At 33.4% G+C, this 14,873-nt stretch carries 16 protein-coding genes; 8 read left to right on the top strand and 8 right to left on the bottom strand.

Annotated elements, in window-relative coordinates; translation table 11 throughout:
* Nucleotides 1-742: 742 nt before the first annotated feature.
* Nucleotides 743-1,642, top strand: a complete 900-nt coding sequence (locus tag LZQ00_RS10825; RefSeq protein WP_234509300.1) for a hypothetical protein — start codon at nt 743-745, stop codon at nt 1,640-1,642.
* Between the two features lie 233 nt (nt 1,643-1,875).
* Here LZQ00_RS10825 and LZQ00_RS10830 read toward each other — a convergent pair whose 3' ends face one another.
* From LZQ00_RS10830 to LZQ00_RS10845, 4 genes are all read right to left on the bottom strand, one after another.
* Nucleotides 1,876-2,943: an RES family NAD+ phosphorylase gene (locus LZQ00_RS10830; RefSeq protein ID WP_234509301.1), complete on the bottom strand. Its 1,068-nt coding sequence runs from the start codon at nt 2,941-2,943 to the stop codon at nt 1,876-1,878.
* A 12-nt stretch (nt 2,944-2,955) separates the two neighbouring features.
* Entirely contained in the window at nt 2,956-3,897 is a 942-nt protein-coding gene (locus tag LZQ00_RS10835; protein WP_234509302.1) for a sce7725 family protein, read from the bottom strand.
* Between the two features lie 6 nt (nt 3,898-3,903).
* Nucleotides 3,904-4,791, bottom strand: a complete 888-nt coding sequence (locus tag LZQ00_RS10840; RefSeq protein ID WP_234509303.1) for a sce7726 family protein — start codon at nt 4,789-4,791, stop codon at nt 3,904-3,906.
* 343 nt (nt 4,792-5,134) lie between these two features.
* Nucleotides 5,135-5,782, bottom strand: a complete 648-nt coding sequence (locus tag LZQ00_RS10845; RefSeq protein ID WP_234509304.1) for a hypothetical protein — start codon at nt 5,780-5,782, stop codon at nt 5,135-5,137.
* A gap of 252 nt (nt 5,783-6,034) precedes the next feature.
* On the opposite strand from LZQ00_RS10845, the gene LZQ00_RS10850 reads away from it, so the two are divergent.
* From LZQ00_RS10850 to LZQ00_RS10860, 3 genes are all read left to right on the top strand, one after another.
* Nucleotides 6,035-7,300, top strand: coding sequence for a DNA cytosine methyltransferase (locus LZQ00_RS10850; RefSeq protein WP_234509305.1), 1,266 nt, complete (start codon nt 6,035-6,037; stop codon nt 7,298-7,300).
* Nucleotides 7,301-7,303: 3 nt separating this feature from the next.
* Nucleotides 7,304-8,380 (top strand): HpaII family restriction endonuclease, encoded by a 1,077-nt coding sequence (locus tag LZQ00_RS10855; RefSeq protein WP_234509306.1) that lies wholly within the window; start codon nt 7,304-7,306, stop codon nt 8,378-8,380.
* 131 nt (nt 8,381-8,511) lie between these two features.
* On the top strand, nt 8,512-8,994 hold the full coding sequence (locus LZQ00_RS10860) for a very short patch repair endonuclease (RefSeq protein WP_234509307.1): 483 nt from the start codon (nt 8,512-8,514) through the stop codon (nt 8,992-8,994).
* Between the two features lie 282 nt (nt 8,995-9,276).
* Here the strand turns inward: LZQ00_RS10860 and LZQ00_RS10865 are convergent, their stop codons facing one another.
* From LZQ00_RS10865 to LZQ00_RS10875, 4 genes are all read right to left on the bottom strand, one after another.
* Complete coding sequence (locus LZQ00_RS10865) at nt 9,277-9,798, bottom strand: hypothetical protein (RefSeq protein WP_234509308.1); 522 nt, start codon at nt 9,796-9,798, stop codon at nt 9,277-9,279.
* Between the two features lie 167 nt (nt 9,799-9,965).
* Entirely contained in the window at nt 9,966-10,133 is a 168-nt protein-coding gene (locus LZQ00_RS10870) for a hypothetical protein (protein WP_234509309.1), read from the bottom strand.
* 146 nt (nt 10,134-10,279) lie between these two features.
* The gene (yidD, locus tag LZQ00_RS18530) at nt 10,280-10,567 is read right to left on the bottom strand and encodes a membrane protein insertion efficiency factor YidD (protein ID WP_411028053.1); all 288 of its coding nucleotides are present in this window, start codon (nt 10,565-10,567) and stop codon (nt 10,280-10,282) included.
* On the bottom strand, nt 10,564-10,803 hold the full coding sequence (locus LZQ00_RS10875) for a DUF4177 domain-containing protein (protein WP_234509310.1): 240 nt from the start codon (nt 10,801-10,803) through the stop codon (nt 10,564-10,566). Before LZQ00_RS10875 ends, yidD begins: the two co-directional genes overlap by 4 nt.
* Nucleotides 10,804-11,063: 260 nt before the next feature.
* Between LZQ00_RS10875 and LZQ00_RS10880 the strand changes: the two genes are divergently transcribed.
* The 4 genes from LZQ00_RS10880 (at nt 11,064) to LZQ00_RS10895 (ending at nt 14,553) form a co-directional block, all read left to right on the top strand.
* Nucleotides 11,064-12,455, top strand: coding sequence for a hypothetical protein (locus tag LZQ00_RS10880; RefSeq protein WP_234509311.1), 1,392 nt, complete (start codon nt 11,064-11,066; stop codon nt 12,453-12,455).
* 2 nt (nt 12,456-12,457) lie between these two features.
* Nucleotides 12,458-13,009 (top strand): hypothetical protein, encoded by a 552-nt coding sequence (locus LZQ00_RS10885; protein ID WP_234509312.1) that lies wholly within the window; start codon nt 12,458-12,460, stop codon nt 13,007-13,009.
* 111 nt (nt 13,010-13,120) lie between these two features.
* Nucleotides 13,121-13,981, top strand: a complete 861-nt coding sequence (locus tag LZQ00_RS10890; RefSeq protein ID WP_234509313.1) for a hypothetical protein — start codon at nt 13,121-13,123, stop codon at nt 13,979-13,981.
* A 152-nt stretch (nt 13,982-14,133) separates the two neighbouring features.
* Nucleotides 14,134-14,553: a hypothetical protein gene (locus LZQ00_RS10895; protein ID WP_234509314.1), complete on the top strand. Its 420-nt coding sequence runs from the start codon at nt 14,134-14,136 to the stop codon at nt 14,551-14,553.
* Nucleotides 14,554-14,873 lie beyond the last annotated feature (320 nt).

Consider the following 14,873-nt stretch of genomic DNA (forward strand, 5'->3'; position numbering starts at 1 on the left):
GGTATTTTTCATAATGATATTAACAGCAATATTCGGCGGATTAGAGATTGCTTTTATATGTTTCATTGTTTTCGTTGTAATGCTCTTGTTAATATATTTGGAATAAAAATTCCTAAAGTATCTGAACTGAGATAAAGCCAATGGACAAGCTGTATTTTATTTCTAATGTCACATGATTCCTCGGTTTGTCGGAAACATCGAAAATCCTAGAGATAGTGCGATATTGAATAAGGTAAGTTATTGAGAATTAATTCTACTCCAATTTTCTTCCTGAAACAAGTTCAATATTAAATAGACTTTTATTTATTCAAAAATTAATTAAGAAATATTGAGTAGCTTCTATATAGAATATCACGGTTCTTAACGTCAAAATCTACATTTCTTATTTAAGCAGAGTTAGGTATAATCATGCCATATAGGCATAATTACTTATAACATGACATAAAGGTAATGTCATAGTGGCGGAAATTAAAAATAATAGACCTGTTTATTGTAAAATAATAGACAGGCAACATTATTGTTAAATAGGTTTATTTAAACTTAAATACAATTATATGATATAAACAAAATAAATTTTCAAAGAGTTAACGAGGTAAAACTTTGAAACCGTTAGAATTATTTTAAATTAATGTTGTCGATGTGCAAAGATATAAACTAATTCTAATTCGTCAATAATTTTAACACTTTTTTTTAACAGGAGTGGTATAATCTACCACAATTCATAACTATAAATAAATAAAATATGGCTTTAAAATTTACAAAACATTTTGGAATAAGTAAAAATACACCAATCAGTTTCGTTGACATTCCTATTGATGACAATGATTTGGAAGCCTTTATATGCCCTTTTTTAATAGAGAAGCATAAAAAGGATAAACTTGAACTACAAGTCTCTCAGAGAATTAAAAATTTTTTAAGAGAGCTAAATACGACCTACATCAAAACAAATGATGTAAACAATGGAATTTCATTTCTTGACCACTTACATGAACCAAATGAATATCACTTAGGATATTCTTCAACCAACAAAGGTAAAGCTGTATCTAAATCTAAAGCCAATGATATCTTTAATGCTTTAAGAAACAATGCCTTTTCCAAACAAAACTCTTCTATTACTAACGAAGCACATAATGTTTTGTTACTTGTTGATGGTATTGGACAAGATATTATGTCTGATATCATTTCAAATGTCTGTAGAGATATTTTTGCTAATTTTACTAGTAAAGAATGTTTAAGATTAGGAATAAGTACTAAACCTATAGATATAGAATTTTACAACGATAAAGCAAACAAGTGGGAAACAACGATTGTTGATTTACCACAATTTGGAAGACACATAATTTTAGTCCCAACGACTATCTTATCTTCAAAGAGAGAATTCGCTAGTAGATATAATTGGTTTGTTTCCGCTAATTATATTTCCAAAGAGGTATTAAATATGTCCACCCCTCCATCTCAAAAAATGATTAGTAAAATGAAAGATGGGACTAAAAAAGCTATTATTAAAGAAATATACAAGCATTATAAAAAACCTAAAAAAAATCTTGTAGATTTCGTTATACAATATAGTAATTCTTTGGATGAGTTTATTGAATATGCTAAAATAAACTATCCAGAACTGAACCTCGAGAATTTAAATTAATATTTTTAATGTGAGCTATTTTAAATAGCTCACATTTTCTCAATAACATATTCTAGAACAATACAATTAAAGCAATAAAATCAAAAGTATCTGTTTATTATTGTTCACTTTTTTGATACATTCTTTATTAGAAAGTGTCAATTTTCTTAGTACTTGGTCTGAATTTGGAAATACATAAACAACGTAAGTTTATAATAGACCTCATAAATTATCTTTTTAACTATTTTAGATTTTCAGTTCCATTTATATTTCAACTCTTTAATCTGATAATGTTCAACAGAAATACATTCCAAATTATTGTCATTAAATACTGCTAGATTATATCCCCCATCTTTCATAGCACTTCTATATTCCACAGCATTAAAGTTCAAAGATTTTATATACTCGCACAGATACTGTGTCGGTAAATAATCTAAATTGACATCTTGCTTACGCACTGGTTTTGAAAGCTCTTCTTCCAATTTCAACAGATAAGGTCGAATGAGCATAAATTCCTCAATATCAAAACCTTTATCCTGAATCTCAAAAGGTCCAAAATCAACAATATTTTTTAGTGAGATGATTTGCAGAGGAGCCGTCAAAACGAAACTTCCGATACTGATAGATTCATGCAAAGAGATACGAGTTTCATAAAGTGTCGTTTCCTCTTGATCTGAAATGTAGAGATAAGGAATTCCAACAGGATTAGCTCGCCCAGGTGTTGTAACGGCTTTAGGAGGTTTACCTAATTGTTCTTTTGAAAGGGGGAGATCGCTGATGCGTGCACGATAAAAACGAGTTCCTGCCGGATAGGTCTTTGCAAACCGAGCAAATGTAGATTCTAATAGTTCCAAATCTAATTTCTTTGAAATAAAAAAGCGATTCTCTCCTTTTATCTCGCTGGCAAATGTGTCCCATTCTATCGTGTAGGAGTCATCTTCGGCTTCTCCATTGAGATAGATTTGCAATTCGACAGGTTGCTCAAATAATGGTTCGTTAAAACCAACCCAACCACGACCAATCTGATTAATCAATTGCTTTACACCTTTTGATTTTAGCTTCGTGGGATTAAATAAGCCGGGCCAATAACGAAGTATGTGCTCATGCATGGAGACCGCTTTGTTTTCCTTTAAAGAGGATACTGCGGTAGGATGGTTAACATAGAGTTCAAATAAAGCATCAAAAATATCGGATAGCTCTTCACAGGCGATTATACTAACTTCACTACTTTCACAAAAATCGCAATCACCTTTTCCATTAGTCTCAGCTTCTATCCTATTTTGCAACCCTTGGTCGGCAAAACAGTGGACACAGCAATTCATAAATAATTGAATTTAAATTAATCCCTGAATTAATTCGATATGATGCATAATGGAAAGCTTTTTGACGACTCCAAGTCCTGGAAATGCCTCGCGTGCATGCAGATCACGAAAAGATTTTATTGCCAAACTGTCCTTTAACTCTAGTTGGTTACAAAAGTTAACTAATTTTGTCAATGCTTCATAAAATTTACCTGCTACATCAAGCGTGTCATCATTCGTATTGGAAACAAAATGATGAATACGGATTTCATCTTGTCCTGGATCACGATAGGTTAAATGAATGACAACAGCTTTGGGTAACATTCCTCCTTCTATCCAGCTGTCTCCAATGGATTGATAATCTGAGAAAACTGCAAAGCCTTCATTTCGATAGTAAAAACAATCACTTGAAAATGATTCATCCAAATCATTGGCATAATCGGCGTTGACTCTTTGTTTTCTAAAATAATCACCTAAAATACCCAAAGTTTCTACTCTGAACTTACGCCTTAACGCAAATACATGATTGATATGAATCGTGTTATACAAGCAGGTAGTATCCTGCGAATATTTACTTAACTCCTCTAATTTCCGTACTGGAGCCATATGAATTAGTGCATAGCCCGTCTTATCAAAACCTTGATCCTGAGCAACATTTTGTAATAAAACCACGTCAGAATCTCCCTCAATCAAAAATGTTGGTATAATATTATCTATTCCTTGTGCAATTTGCTCACTAATAAAGGTTATAATCTCATCCGTCTTTCCTACTAATTGACCAACTTTGGGATTGACAATTAATTGTATTTTCACCTCGAATTGTTTCAACACTTTTAGAGCTGTTGAAATAGATTTTAAACCTATTTTCACAGGTTCAACAATAGGAATAATTTTATTAGGGTTTAAAGGCAAAGCCGCTAATTCGCGTAAAGCGATTAGTTCAAACTGCTTACCTCTAAGATAAGGGAAATACATAGGCAATTATAATAGGTTCTTACTTAGATTATTAATCATAGTAAGATACGCTTTTTTATTGTATTTCGCCTGATAAAAAGAGAAGTTCACAAAAGATGGTAGATCTCCTTGTGTCAGATACATATTCGTTTGCTTGTCGATACGATTCTTCAAGATGTGGCAATACATGCTTTGAACATCTTCAATAGGTAATTCATTCAGAACCGTTAAGCATGCTCGGTAATAAAATACAGGTGTTACTTCGGGTAGAAAGCCTACTAACTCCTTAACGAGTCTGCTATATTCGGGTTTACGCAAGGAAGCCATCATAAAGCTAGCATCTAGAAATTCTTTATTATTGATAGCTGGACGAAATTGAGCGACCTCTCCTTCTTCTGTATAGATCAATACACCTACATAGTTTGGGAGTATACTGAGATACTTGTCCAATAGGGAGATATGTGTAAACAAATAAACTTCGGTAAATGCTTTGTAATAGTCATTCAATTGACTTTCTAGACGTTCGGGTGTATCTAGTTCGGTCTTGATTTCAAAAACCTTGTTAGTACCATTAATGAGTACCGCATCGGCAATGGATTGACCGATACGAAATTCATTGAGTAGAATGGTATCATCCATGGCGTAATATTCCATGACAAAATCATTCAGCAATTTGTTTTTATAGATGTACTCATGTCTATATTGTTGCTCCAGTATTTGATAAGAATAGGATATCAAATCGCTCAGGCATCTTGGTTTTGCTGTCTCCGTATTATCCCAGCCAATAGACTTCTTCATACGACGGATATATGTCGACTGATTGGTGCTATTGCCTAGCTTCTTAAATGCCGCATGAGACACTAAAGAGGCCAATTCACGCAATTGTGCTTTATCATATGTGGGGCATGGTTGCATAGCACAAATCTAGGAATTTATAATGAGTAATCCATTTGGATAACATATGATAACAAACATTTGTTAATAATCTGAAGAAATCAAAAGTAAATCTTCCAGATAAAAGAGAGGAGATTACTGGATTTCAGCCTTAAGGGCGACTAGTAATGTACTCCTTGAGAATAAAAATGAGTGTATTCTCGAAAAAATCGATGAGCTCATTGATAAAATTGAAGAGGTTAAGACTCAGGTAATGAAAAACGTATTTCAGCGGAATATTAATATCCTTCTTAATTTTAAGGAATATAATCTTTAAAAAATTGAAGATAAGGTAACATAAATTGAAACCGCTTGCTGTTTATTTTTATTTCAAATCTTCCTTTCTATAACTCGAAAAAATCAAATACAACTCGTAATATCTACTATATTTTCTATTTAAAATCTCGCTTTCAATTAGTTTAAAAAAATACCAAAAAGAATATGAAAGAAGAAGAATAGCTGTACCCAGTTTCAATATATCAATATTTTCTGGCGCTATGGCATATAAACCAATTACAGCTGTTGTAACGATACTAGTAATAGTAAAGAAGGTCGGCCAAGAAAAGATATTGGTTTTATTGTCGAGAGCAAAATTTCTCAAGTGTTTTTTGTATGCTTCGAATTCTTCAAAATCAAGTTCTAATTCTTTTATTTTTTGATAAATTTCATATTTCAACTTATCATGCAAATTCATATAACCGAATTTATTAATATAATTAGCATCATCTAGTTTTTTCTTTAATAAATACATAATTATTGAAATAGTCAGAAAATAAATTATCCACCAATCAGCGTAAAATCGAGTATATATAAACGGGCTGTATGCACAAATTCCTATTAATATGAGTGCTAATATATATCTCTCAATTCTCCCCGATTTGGGAGATCGCTTTCCAAACATAGAATTGATGAGTGATTTCTGACTAATGATCTTGCTTAATTCTGTAAATGGGTTTCGAGTTATTTCTTTCATATTCTTAGCTTAAGGTTTATTATTGATAATCGAATAGAGAACAATTGTTAACAATATTAGTAATTAAAAATAATAAATGCTATTTTTTTTAGTTTTATATAGCTATTTTAAATAAATTTGTCCGAAACAGTACTCTTATGGAAACGGATTGTATAAAAATATCAAAGTCAAGAAAGTCAGTATGTTCATCATTTTCCAAAAAATCCCTATCTTGCGATGTGATGAAAGAGGCTGAAGAAAGAAGAGAAAAATATGGAATTCAAGGAAAAGATATCTTTAAAATATTTGACAGAAAGACGCAGTAAAGTAAATCCAATTGATCCTGATGATTATATGGAATCTGCTTTAACTCATTTTTTGCATAATGATAAAAACGGTGTATCTAGCTATTTTAAGGAGGGTGCTGTTACTTACACCCAAACATCATTGCAAGAGCGATTTGTAAAACAGAACATCACTATAGAAATAGCACAAAAGGCATTACAGACAGATCTTTTTGAAAAAATAAATGTACCATTTGTTCCTATAAAAAATCCTAAATTTCAATTTATCGATTTATTTGCAGGTATTGGAGGTTTTCGCCTGGCATTCCAAAATTTAGGTGGTAAATGCGTATTTACCAGTGAGTGGGATAAGGAGGCTAAAAGAACTTATTTGACAAATTTTGGAGAATTGCCCTTTGGAGATATCACCAAGGAAAAAACAAAGTCTTATATCCCGGATGGATTTGATGTACTATGTGCTGGATTTCCCTGTCAAGCTTTTTCGATTGCAGGCAAAAGAGGGGGCTTTGAAGATACCCGTGGGACACTATTCTTTGATGTAGCAGAAATTATTAAACGTAAACAGCCTAAGGCTTTCTTTTTGGAGAATGTAAAGGGATTGCGAAATCATGATAAGGGTAAAACCTTAGAAACAATTCTGAATGTTTTACGGAATGATTTAGGTTATTATGTGCCCGACCCGCAAATAATGAATGCTAAAGATTTTGGGGTTCCTCAAAATCGTGAACGTATATTTATTGTAGGTTTTCACCCAAGTACGGGAGTAACTTCTTTTATCTATCCTAAAGCATTGGACAGACCGGTTTCTTTTGCTGATGTCAAAGAAAGAGAGGTGGTTCCAACTAAATACTACTTGTCTACCCAGTACCTGAAAACATTGGTGGAACATAAGGCTCGTCATGCCAATAAGGGTAATGGATTTGGGTATATGGTCATTCCAGATGAAAACATTGCGAATGCTGTAGTGTGTGGTGGCATGGGAAGAGAAAGAAACTTAGTCTATGATGACCGTATAACGGATTTCAATCCTACCACCAAAATAAAAGGTGAAGTAAATCGTGAAGGTATCCGAAAAATGACGCCAAGAGAATGGGCTAGATTGCAGGGGTTTCCTGATGAATTTATCATATCGGTGGCCGATGCTTCTGCATATAAACAATTTGGCAATTCAGTAGCGGTGCCAGCGATTCAGGCAACAGCTAAACAAATTTTAAAAACACTAAATCTGATCTAAATTATGCTGACAGGAAACAAAGGAGAATGGAGTGAAATTTATGCATTGTTCAAACTGTTGGGTGATGGCAAAATGTATGCTGGCGATGGCGATCTAAATAGAGTCGCAAACCTTGTTTATCCGATAATCAGTATTTTAAGAAAAGAACCCGTTGACGATTTTTCATATACGATAGATAATACAAATGTTAATATCATCGATTCAAAAGGAAATTCAATAACTGTAGTTGCAGTTGAGTTTTTAAACAAAGCAAATGATTTGCTAAAGGCGATTAAAACAAATACCAAAACATTTGCGATACCTGAAATTGAATCGTTTATGAATACGATCAATTCTCATTCATTAAAAGCAAAATCTACTGCTAAAACAGATATTACGATTATTATACATGATCTAAGAACGGGTATCCAGCCTGTTTTGGGCTTTAGTATAAAATCAAGATTAGGTAGCCCTTCTACCCTATTAAACGCAGGGGAGACGACAAACTTTGTTTATAAAGTTGAAAATTCTAATCTTAGTTCAACTGAAATTGAGCGAATCAATAATATCGACAGTAGGCAAAAATTAAAGGATAGGATTACAGCCATAGGCAATACGGGATCAACACTAAGATTTGTCGGAACGCAAAAACAAGTTTTTCAAAATAATCTGATTTTGATAGATAGTATGCTTCCACAAATTCTTTCTTCTTTATTACTACTTTCAGCTGAATTGGGTGATTCAAACCTGGAAAGACTCTGTGAAAAACTAGAAGAGAGAAACCCCTTAAATTTTGACACAAGCACCGCTCATTTGTATTACAATTATAAATTAAAAAGACTGTTAGTTGACATTGCACTAGGAATGATGCCTGGTAAAATTTGGAATGGAATCTACGAAGCAAATGGTGGTTATCTTGTGGTAAAAGAAAACGGTGATGTACTTTGCTACCATGTATATAATAGAAATGAATTTGAAGATTACTTACTGAAAAACACCAAGTTAGAAACACCCAGTACAACTAAGCATAAATTTGGTCTGATTTATCAAGAGAATGGTGAAAATTTCTTCAAATTAAATCTCCAAATAAGATTTATCTAAACGAGTACTCTAATAGCTTAAGACATTCAGTATTTCAAATAAAATACACAGATTAATAATCCTGCTATAATTGATTTAGAGAAATAGAATAAATATATAGGGAGGGCAATATTATTCCGTAATTTTAGGATATGCGAACCTATGATGATGATTCGGAAAAAATCTATGTTCCTCGCTTCGAAGAAAAAGCAGGTTTTTACACCAGTCCGAAGCGCAGTTATAATATGTCAAGAATCAAGGCTAAGAACTCCAAGCCAGAACTGATCTTGCGGAAGGCGCTGTGGGCAGAGAATATCCGTTTCCGCTTGCATGATAAATCGCTTCCTGGCACTCCTGATATCGTGATTAAAAAGTATAAACTTGCCATCTTTGTAGATGGTGAATTTTGGCATGGATTCGACTGGAGAAACAACCGCAACCGTATTAAATCCAACCGCCTCTTCTGGATACCGAAGATTGAACGCAATATGCAAAAGGATGAACGTGTCAATAGAGCTCTTCGAGATATGGGCTATACAGTATTCCGCTTTTGGACACAGGATATCATCAAAAAACTACCTCTGGTGCTGAATCAGATTGAACTTTTCTTGGAGACGAGGAGGTTGTGGAAATAAACCTATGAGCTCATCTTAAAATTAGCTTTCTTTAAACACTTCACTCCTAGTGCCATTCTAGATTTTTTATTTATGGGTAGTACTGGTTGTACAAATATTCTTCTTCTGTACGGATCGTTATATATTTATACTTGACCTTAGGGCAATTAATATGGGAATATGAATTATAAGAAGGAGAAAAATCACGAAGTATAGTCCTCGTGATTTTTCTCCTTATATATTTATGAAATAATTGCTATAAATTACTGTTTCAAACTCGATTGCCTCATCATTTAAATAAGTTTATTTTTTCAAAAGTTTAATGGAGTAATTATAATCTTTGCTATCAAATCCTCCTTCAATCGCATTCTTTCCCAAACCTATCTTTGGTTTAGTAAAGACATCCAATGGTGGGTCTAAACTCTTCTCTTCCAATCGCACATCCATATGCCCCCCAAACACAGATACTCCACTAAAAATGTGCATACAACTGACCATCGGTCCTTTATAATGCTTATTGTTTGAAAGATCATAAACAGCTCGGATCAAAATACCTCCATAGCCAAACTCATTGTCCATTGCTATATCAAACCCGGAGTAATGAAAAAACAATTGACCTGCCTGCAAATTTTCAGTATGGTTACGAATGTAGGTGCTCTTGTCTTGATGATCTTTATTGTCATTCCAATAAAACTCGATTTCGGTAAGTCGATAGCTCTTTTCATTAACGGTCAACAAGGAATGATTGAGCAACAACTCTGCAATCTGAGCAAATGTATTATCCTGAAAATGGTTTTTCTGTAAAAGTTCTTTTAAATTATTCATAATTAAGTTACTAGGGTTAATATTGTAAAATACAGTATTAAAGTCATTGTTAAAGACACATTCAACTTCTTTCTTCTGATACTATAAACATTGTTATTATTTTAATAACTCATTGGATTTCACGTCTAGTTGCCATAATTTTTAGATTATATGTATAAAAGATTTAATTAATTATTGATGTTGCCAGCATTTCTCGTTTCCAGAGACTTTTCTTGTACAGGGTCTACCTTTTTGAGTTGGAGCTCCACAATAACTTGAACTTGTCGTTCCTTCACTAGCATTTCCACCACCCCCACTTCCTTTTGACGAAACTGTATAACTTGTAGCAGCTTCATTTATCCGTGAATGAGACGAAATAGGAGATCCATTTTTAGTGATAATAGAATCAAAATAACCTTGGATTTATCTCTTTTCAATGGCATTGCTGTTGATATTGAGGTGTAATTGGTATTTAAAAACAATAAATTAGATGTAATTGCAATTAATTTTTATGGAGAAAATGCGTTGCTATTTGATGCTCTTCTAATACCTCTCCTGTGGGTAAAAGTATCATTTTTGATCCATCAATAGGATGATCAAAAAGTTGGAATCCACCTCTGCAGTTGCTTATCCGATAATGAAGGGCCTTCAATCCGTCTATCAACCCTTTTTGTTTGCTCTGCTGATAAACATATTGGGAACAGCTGACTCGAAAGATACAGCATCTTCGTTTGTTGCGAGGAATAAGCTGCCAGTAGATTTTAATCAAAATAATCAACAGGTACTTCACAGGGATTTTCTACTAAAAACGACCATTTGATAAGCGGACATATATCCAGGTCTTGCCCCCAATCCAAAGCAACCTGAATTTGGACTTATATAGGTAGAGACGCTCTCTAATCTGACATAGTCCCACCCCTGGGAGCCATAATTTACGATGATCTGCGCTAATTGATCTGCAACATTGTCTGCTGTAATCAGTTTGGGATTTAAGATGGCTGTAAAGGGTACTACTCTGTATTCCATAATGTAATAACATGAATGTGATGAGTAAACACTATTGTTTGACTGGTTTCAAAGTTAATCCATAGGTATCACTCCTATTTACGGATTCCCGTAATGGGAACAATAAAAAAATATTGCTTTCATAAATCACAACTTTAACTATCATGTAATCAGCAAACTATTCGACAAGTAATTAATTTCTCAAGCGATATTTTTTATTTGATCGATTTATTTTATATTTTCATGAAAAATAAATAAAACCTAAATAAAATAAATGTTAAATGAAAATTAAGAACCAAATTGTTAGTTTATTTTTGATTCTTTTTGGAACGCTGCTTTTTATTGGCTGCAACAAAGACTTGTATGAAACCTCTTCTACGCCACTGCTACAAGAGGTGAAAAACAGCTATAACGACCAAGAGAGTAAAAAACAGAAAGACGCGAACTTTCTTACACAAATAAATTACGAGTTGGATTGGTCTAGAACTTTTAAGCAGTCTGACTCCTTACTGTACATTGGGATTAATGTGTTGGATTCTTTTGAGTATATCAAAGGTGATGATAATAGAGAGCATACTATGACCAATAGAATGTTTACAACGGCAACGTATAAATCTGGTTCGTGGCATTTCCAAACCAATCTATTGATCCCTAATGAAGGAAGTACGCAAGAAGCTTTTACGGGGACCTTGATTACTGCGGATGCATTCTCTCCTAAAATAGGTTATGCTGATTATAAGCTAAGGATCTATTTAGATAGGCCTACAAAACTGATGCGAACGGGTACAAAGGTAGCAGGAGTCTGGGTAACTACTAATTGCAGGTCAATAACCGCATCCTTAAATGGGTATAGCTATACCAATACGATTTGTGACTACATTTATATTGATTCTGGAAGTGGAACTGGAGGTGGTGGACAGCAAACAGGACCACTACCAAGCTTGGATCCAAGAATTCCTGCAGATGCGGGAGACGGTCCACCAAATACATACAAGCTTGTCAAAAAACCATCAAAAGACCCTTGTGCAGGACGCATGTCGATAAATGAACGCTCCACTCTCGATTCATCCAAGGTATATCTCAACAAAATAATCGCACTGACCGATACTGTAGAGTATGCCTATGAAACGGTAATGACGGATGTTACCAATAAGGTATTGGAGAATACTCCTATTCGGACAGATGGGGAGAAACAGGAGATACAGTGGAGGATGAAATGGGGAAGCAGCGGTGTAACTGTGGGATTTGTACATTCACACCCATTTGAAAGTGGTCCCACCCCGAGAGATCTTTTTAATGGATCAACTGGTTACAATCAGATACCCACATCGCAAAAGACCATATTTATAGACTATTTTAGTGCGACTATTGTGACTCCAAGTTATATATACATGGTGACAATAAAAGATGCCGATAAATGGATAGCAATGGGCACGAACTTTGAAGAGAAAATAAATACAAATACAACAGAATATAGAAGGTTATATAATGAATATTATGAAAAAAACCGAAACGTACCTTTCAATGAGGCACAAGAATATGCCTTATTAAAATTGTATGATGGTGTTGTCAATATATACCGCTCTGATAAGGTAGCAACATTAGATTTCAAACCTTTGATATTAGAGACAAGCACTAATAAACCAATTTTTAACAATTGCAACACACAGTAATCATGAAATACAGCACCTTATTTATACTTTTACTATTTACAGTTCTAAATATAAAGGCACAAACTTATATACAAGGTGAGAGTGTCACCCCCCTATCAGGCATCGCAACAAGTCAATTACTTCCTGCTTCAAAACGACTGTCAATGGAAGATGCATTTGGTATATATAAGACTCGTAACTCTGTCACAAGCTACAAACAATCCTTAGATCTAGTTGGAGAGTTTTGGCTAATCGATAATATGTTGATAAAAATAGTATCCCGAACTATACTTCTGGGTAAAAAAGAAGATTTTCAAAAACTTAGATATGCCTATCGTCCAGAGGGAGCTGGTGTAGGTAAAGCTTTTAAAGGCATATACTTTGATGAAGTAAAAAATGTCAATAACTATGAAACACTAGTATATTATTTTCGCACGGATAACAATAAATATTTTGAGATTCAAGATAAGCAGAATAGATACAAATTAATGGGTACCATTATTTCTACAAAAGAAGATAGTGCCAAAGCAGAAGCTTTTATAAATACCCTACTGAATAGTATTACTTTTAAATAGAAATAGAACGGGCTCAAGTACAGAACTATTTTTATTGTTTCTTTGTCAAGCACTTCGTACATTTAGGTTTTGACATTTATGTCTCATAACATAAACGTCAAAACCTTTTTTATGAATCAAAAAAAAGTTAAGACCAGTTTATTGTTAAGATTAGTTATGGAATTATTCAGTAATAATCATTTTATGAAAAGCACTATGATGGTGAAAAAATTATTTATCTTATTGATTTCACTCATTCCAACTATCCTATCTGCACAATCTTATAATAAGTTATTAAAAGACTGGAAAAGCAATCCCTTACCTAAGCATCAAAGTTATGAAGGACAGATTGATCTTTGGACTGTATACTTGGAGGATGATCAACCTAAAGTAACAGAGAAGAGTAAACCGATAGAATTACCAAAGTATATCCAACTCAAAGACTCAAAGGAATATGAAAGCTCTGATAAAATTCTGACACACGCAGATCCCAGTGATTTTCAAATTACTGATAATGGCTTTCTTATTAGTGTAAACCGAGGTGAATGGGGGGGAGAACTATACTGGTTTTCTAAAAATGGTAAAAAAAACTATCACGTTGATGCTGGAAACTACATTCAATTTATCACCAGAAGTAACGATATATTAGTATTAGAAGGCCTTGCTCATTTAGGAACAAGTGATGGAAGGATAATGCAACTGATAAAAAAAGAGGACATATGGACTGCCCAAAAATATTTAGAGTTACCATTTGCTCCGCAAACTGCCTGTCTAGATAAAGAAGATAATATTTTAATCGTCACTACCAAAAATATAGTTTCTGTTGATAAAAATAAACAGATAAAATCAATAGTCTCCTTTGATCTTTGGGAAGACCATTCAACGTCTTCTTCAATAATTATGCACAATAACATCCTATACGTAGGAATGTTATTTGGAGTATATAAATATGCACTGGATACTGGAAAAAGCGAATGGCTGACTCCTTATTAAAGTTATACAAGGTATTAAATACAATCATTTAGAGACGATAGCGCTGGAAATATAAAATACTTGAAGTGATAGATGTAACAATTTATATGTGCAGCTTAATGTTTCTCAATGGAGAGATTTGAAAGAATAATAAAACAATAAATTGTGGTTATATGAAAGATGCAATTGCAATAGAATTTGGAGAACTTATAAATAGAAACAAAGTCCCACAAATTATTGGAATCAACTATAATCTCGAGTCTTTGGTTGTTACAATTTCCTTTTATGATCCTAATGATGAAATTATAGAAGTAAAATTTACTTCTATAGAAGGGTTTAGAGTTTTAGATGAAGGCAATCTATTGGAGTTTTGGAATTCCTCAAGACCAGCAGGATGGATATGGGAAATTAAAGAGAACGGTTGGTTTGACCAAGAAAAAAAACGTGAGGGTTGTCTTTTGGGATACATGGCTGGTTACAATCTTAAAGAATATCTTATCTTAGGGCAAAGTGATTGTATAAGTATCTTGTGTTATAATGAACCCGAAATTGGCGAGGTAAAACATGGCGATAAATCAATAATAGAATGTTAAAAAATCTAATATTAACCATTACGCTTTCTTTACTTATAGTGACAGTATTTGGTCAAATCCGGTACACTCTGTTCCTTACTTGACAAAATTTACAATTAAAAGACTTCCAGTTTCTTGGTCAATTTCACAGATTAAATTGGTGATGTTCCTTTCAACTTCACACTTATCCTTCTTTAAATACTTCACCCTATGCCATCCTAGATTTTCTATTGATGGATAGTACTATTCATATTTAGGTAAAATAAGTTTTTTGCCCCTGAGCTGTTGTGAGCTTTAAGGATATTCCTTCCGATTCTCATATATGCTTAAAACAAAACACA

Source organism: Sphingobacterium sp. SRCM116780 (genome assembly GCF_021442025.1).
In the GTDB taxonomy this organism is placed as follows: domain Bacteria; phylum Bacteroidota; class Bacteroidia; order Sphingobacteriales; family Sphingobacteriaceae; genus Sphingobacterium.

Bases quoted from the DNA above. Each gene is read 5' to 3' on its own strand.
- LZQ00_RS10825 (WP_234509300.1), top strand. From the start codon at position 743: ATGGCTTTAAAATTTACAAAACATTTTGGAATAAGTAAAAATACACCA.
- LZQ00_RS10830 (WP_234509301.1), bottom strand. From the start codon at position 2,943: ATGAATTGCTGTGTCCACTGTTTTGCCGACCAAGGGTTGCAAAATAGG.
- LZQ00_RS10835 (WP_234509302.1), bottom strand. From the start codon at position 3,897: ATGTATTTCCCTTATCTTAGAGGTAAGCAGTTTGAACTAATCGCTTTA.
- LZQ00_RS10840 (WP_234509303.1), bottom strand. From the start codon at position 4,791: ATGCAACCATGCCCCACATATGATAAAGCACAATTGCGTGAATTGGCC.
- LZQ00_RS10845 (WP_234509304.1), bottom strand. From the start codon at position 5,782: ATGAAAGAAATAACTCGAAACCCATTTACAGAATTAAGCAAGATCATT.
- LZQ00_RS10850 (WP_234509305.1), top strand. From the start codon at position 6,035: ATGGAATTCAAGGAAAAGATATCTTTAAAATATTTGACAGAAAGACGC.
- LZQ00_RS10855 (WP_234509306.1), top strand. From the start codon at position 7,304: ATGCTGACAGGAAACAAAGGAGAATGGAGTGAAATTTATGCATTGTTC.
- LZQ00_RS10860 (WP_234509307.1), top strand. From the start codon at position 8,512: ATGCGAACCTATGATGATGATTCGGAAAAAATCTATGTTCCTCGCTTC.
- LZQ00_RS10865 (WP_234509308.1), bottom strand. From the start codon at position 9,798: ATGAATAATTTAAAAGAACTTTTACAGAAAAACCATTTTCAGGATAAT.
- LZQ00_RS10870 (WP_234509309.1), bottom strand. From the start codon at position 10,133: ATGAAGCTGCTACAAGTTATACAGTTTCGTCAAAAGGAAGTGGGGGTG.
- LZQ00_RS10875 (WP_234509310.1), bottom strand. From the start codon at position 10,803: ATGGAATACAGAGTAGTACCCTTTACAGCCATCTTAAATCCCAAACTG.
- LZQ00_RS10880 (WP_234509311.1), top strand. From the start codon at position 11,064: ATGAAAATTAAGAACCAAATTGTTAGTTTATTTTTGATTCTTTTTGGA.
- LZQ00_RS10885 (WP_234509312.1), top strand. From the start codon at position 12,458: ATGAAATACAGCACCTTATTTATACTTTTACTATTTACAGTTCTAAAT.
- LZQ00_RS10890 (WP_234509313.1), top strand. From the start codon at position 13,121: ATGAATCAAAAAAAAGTTAAGACCAGTTTATTGTTAAGATTAGTTATG.
- LZQ00_RS10895 (WP_234509314.1), top strand. From the start codon at position 14,134: ATGAAAGATGCAATTGCAATAGAATTTGGAGAACTTATAAATAGAAAC.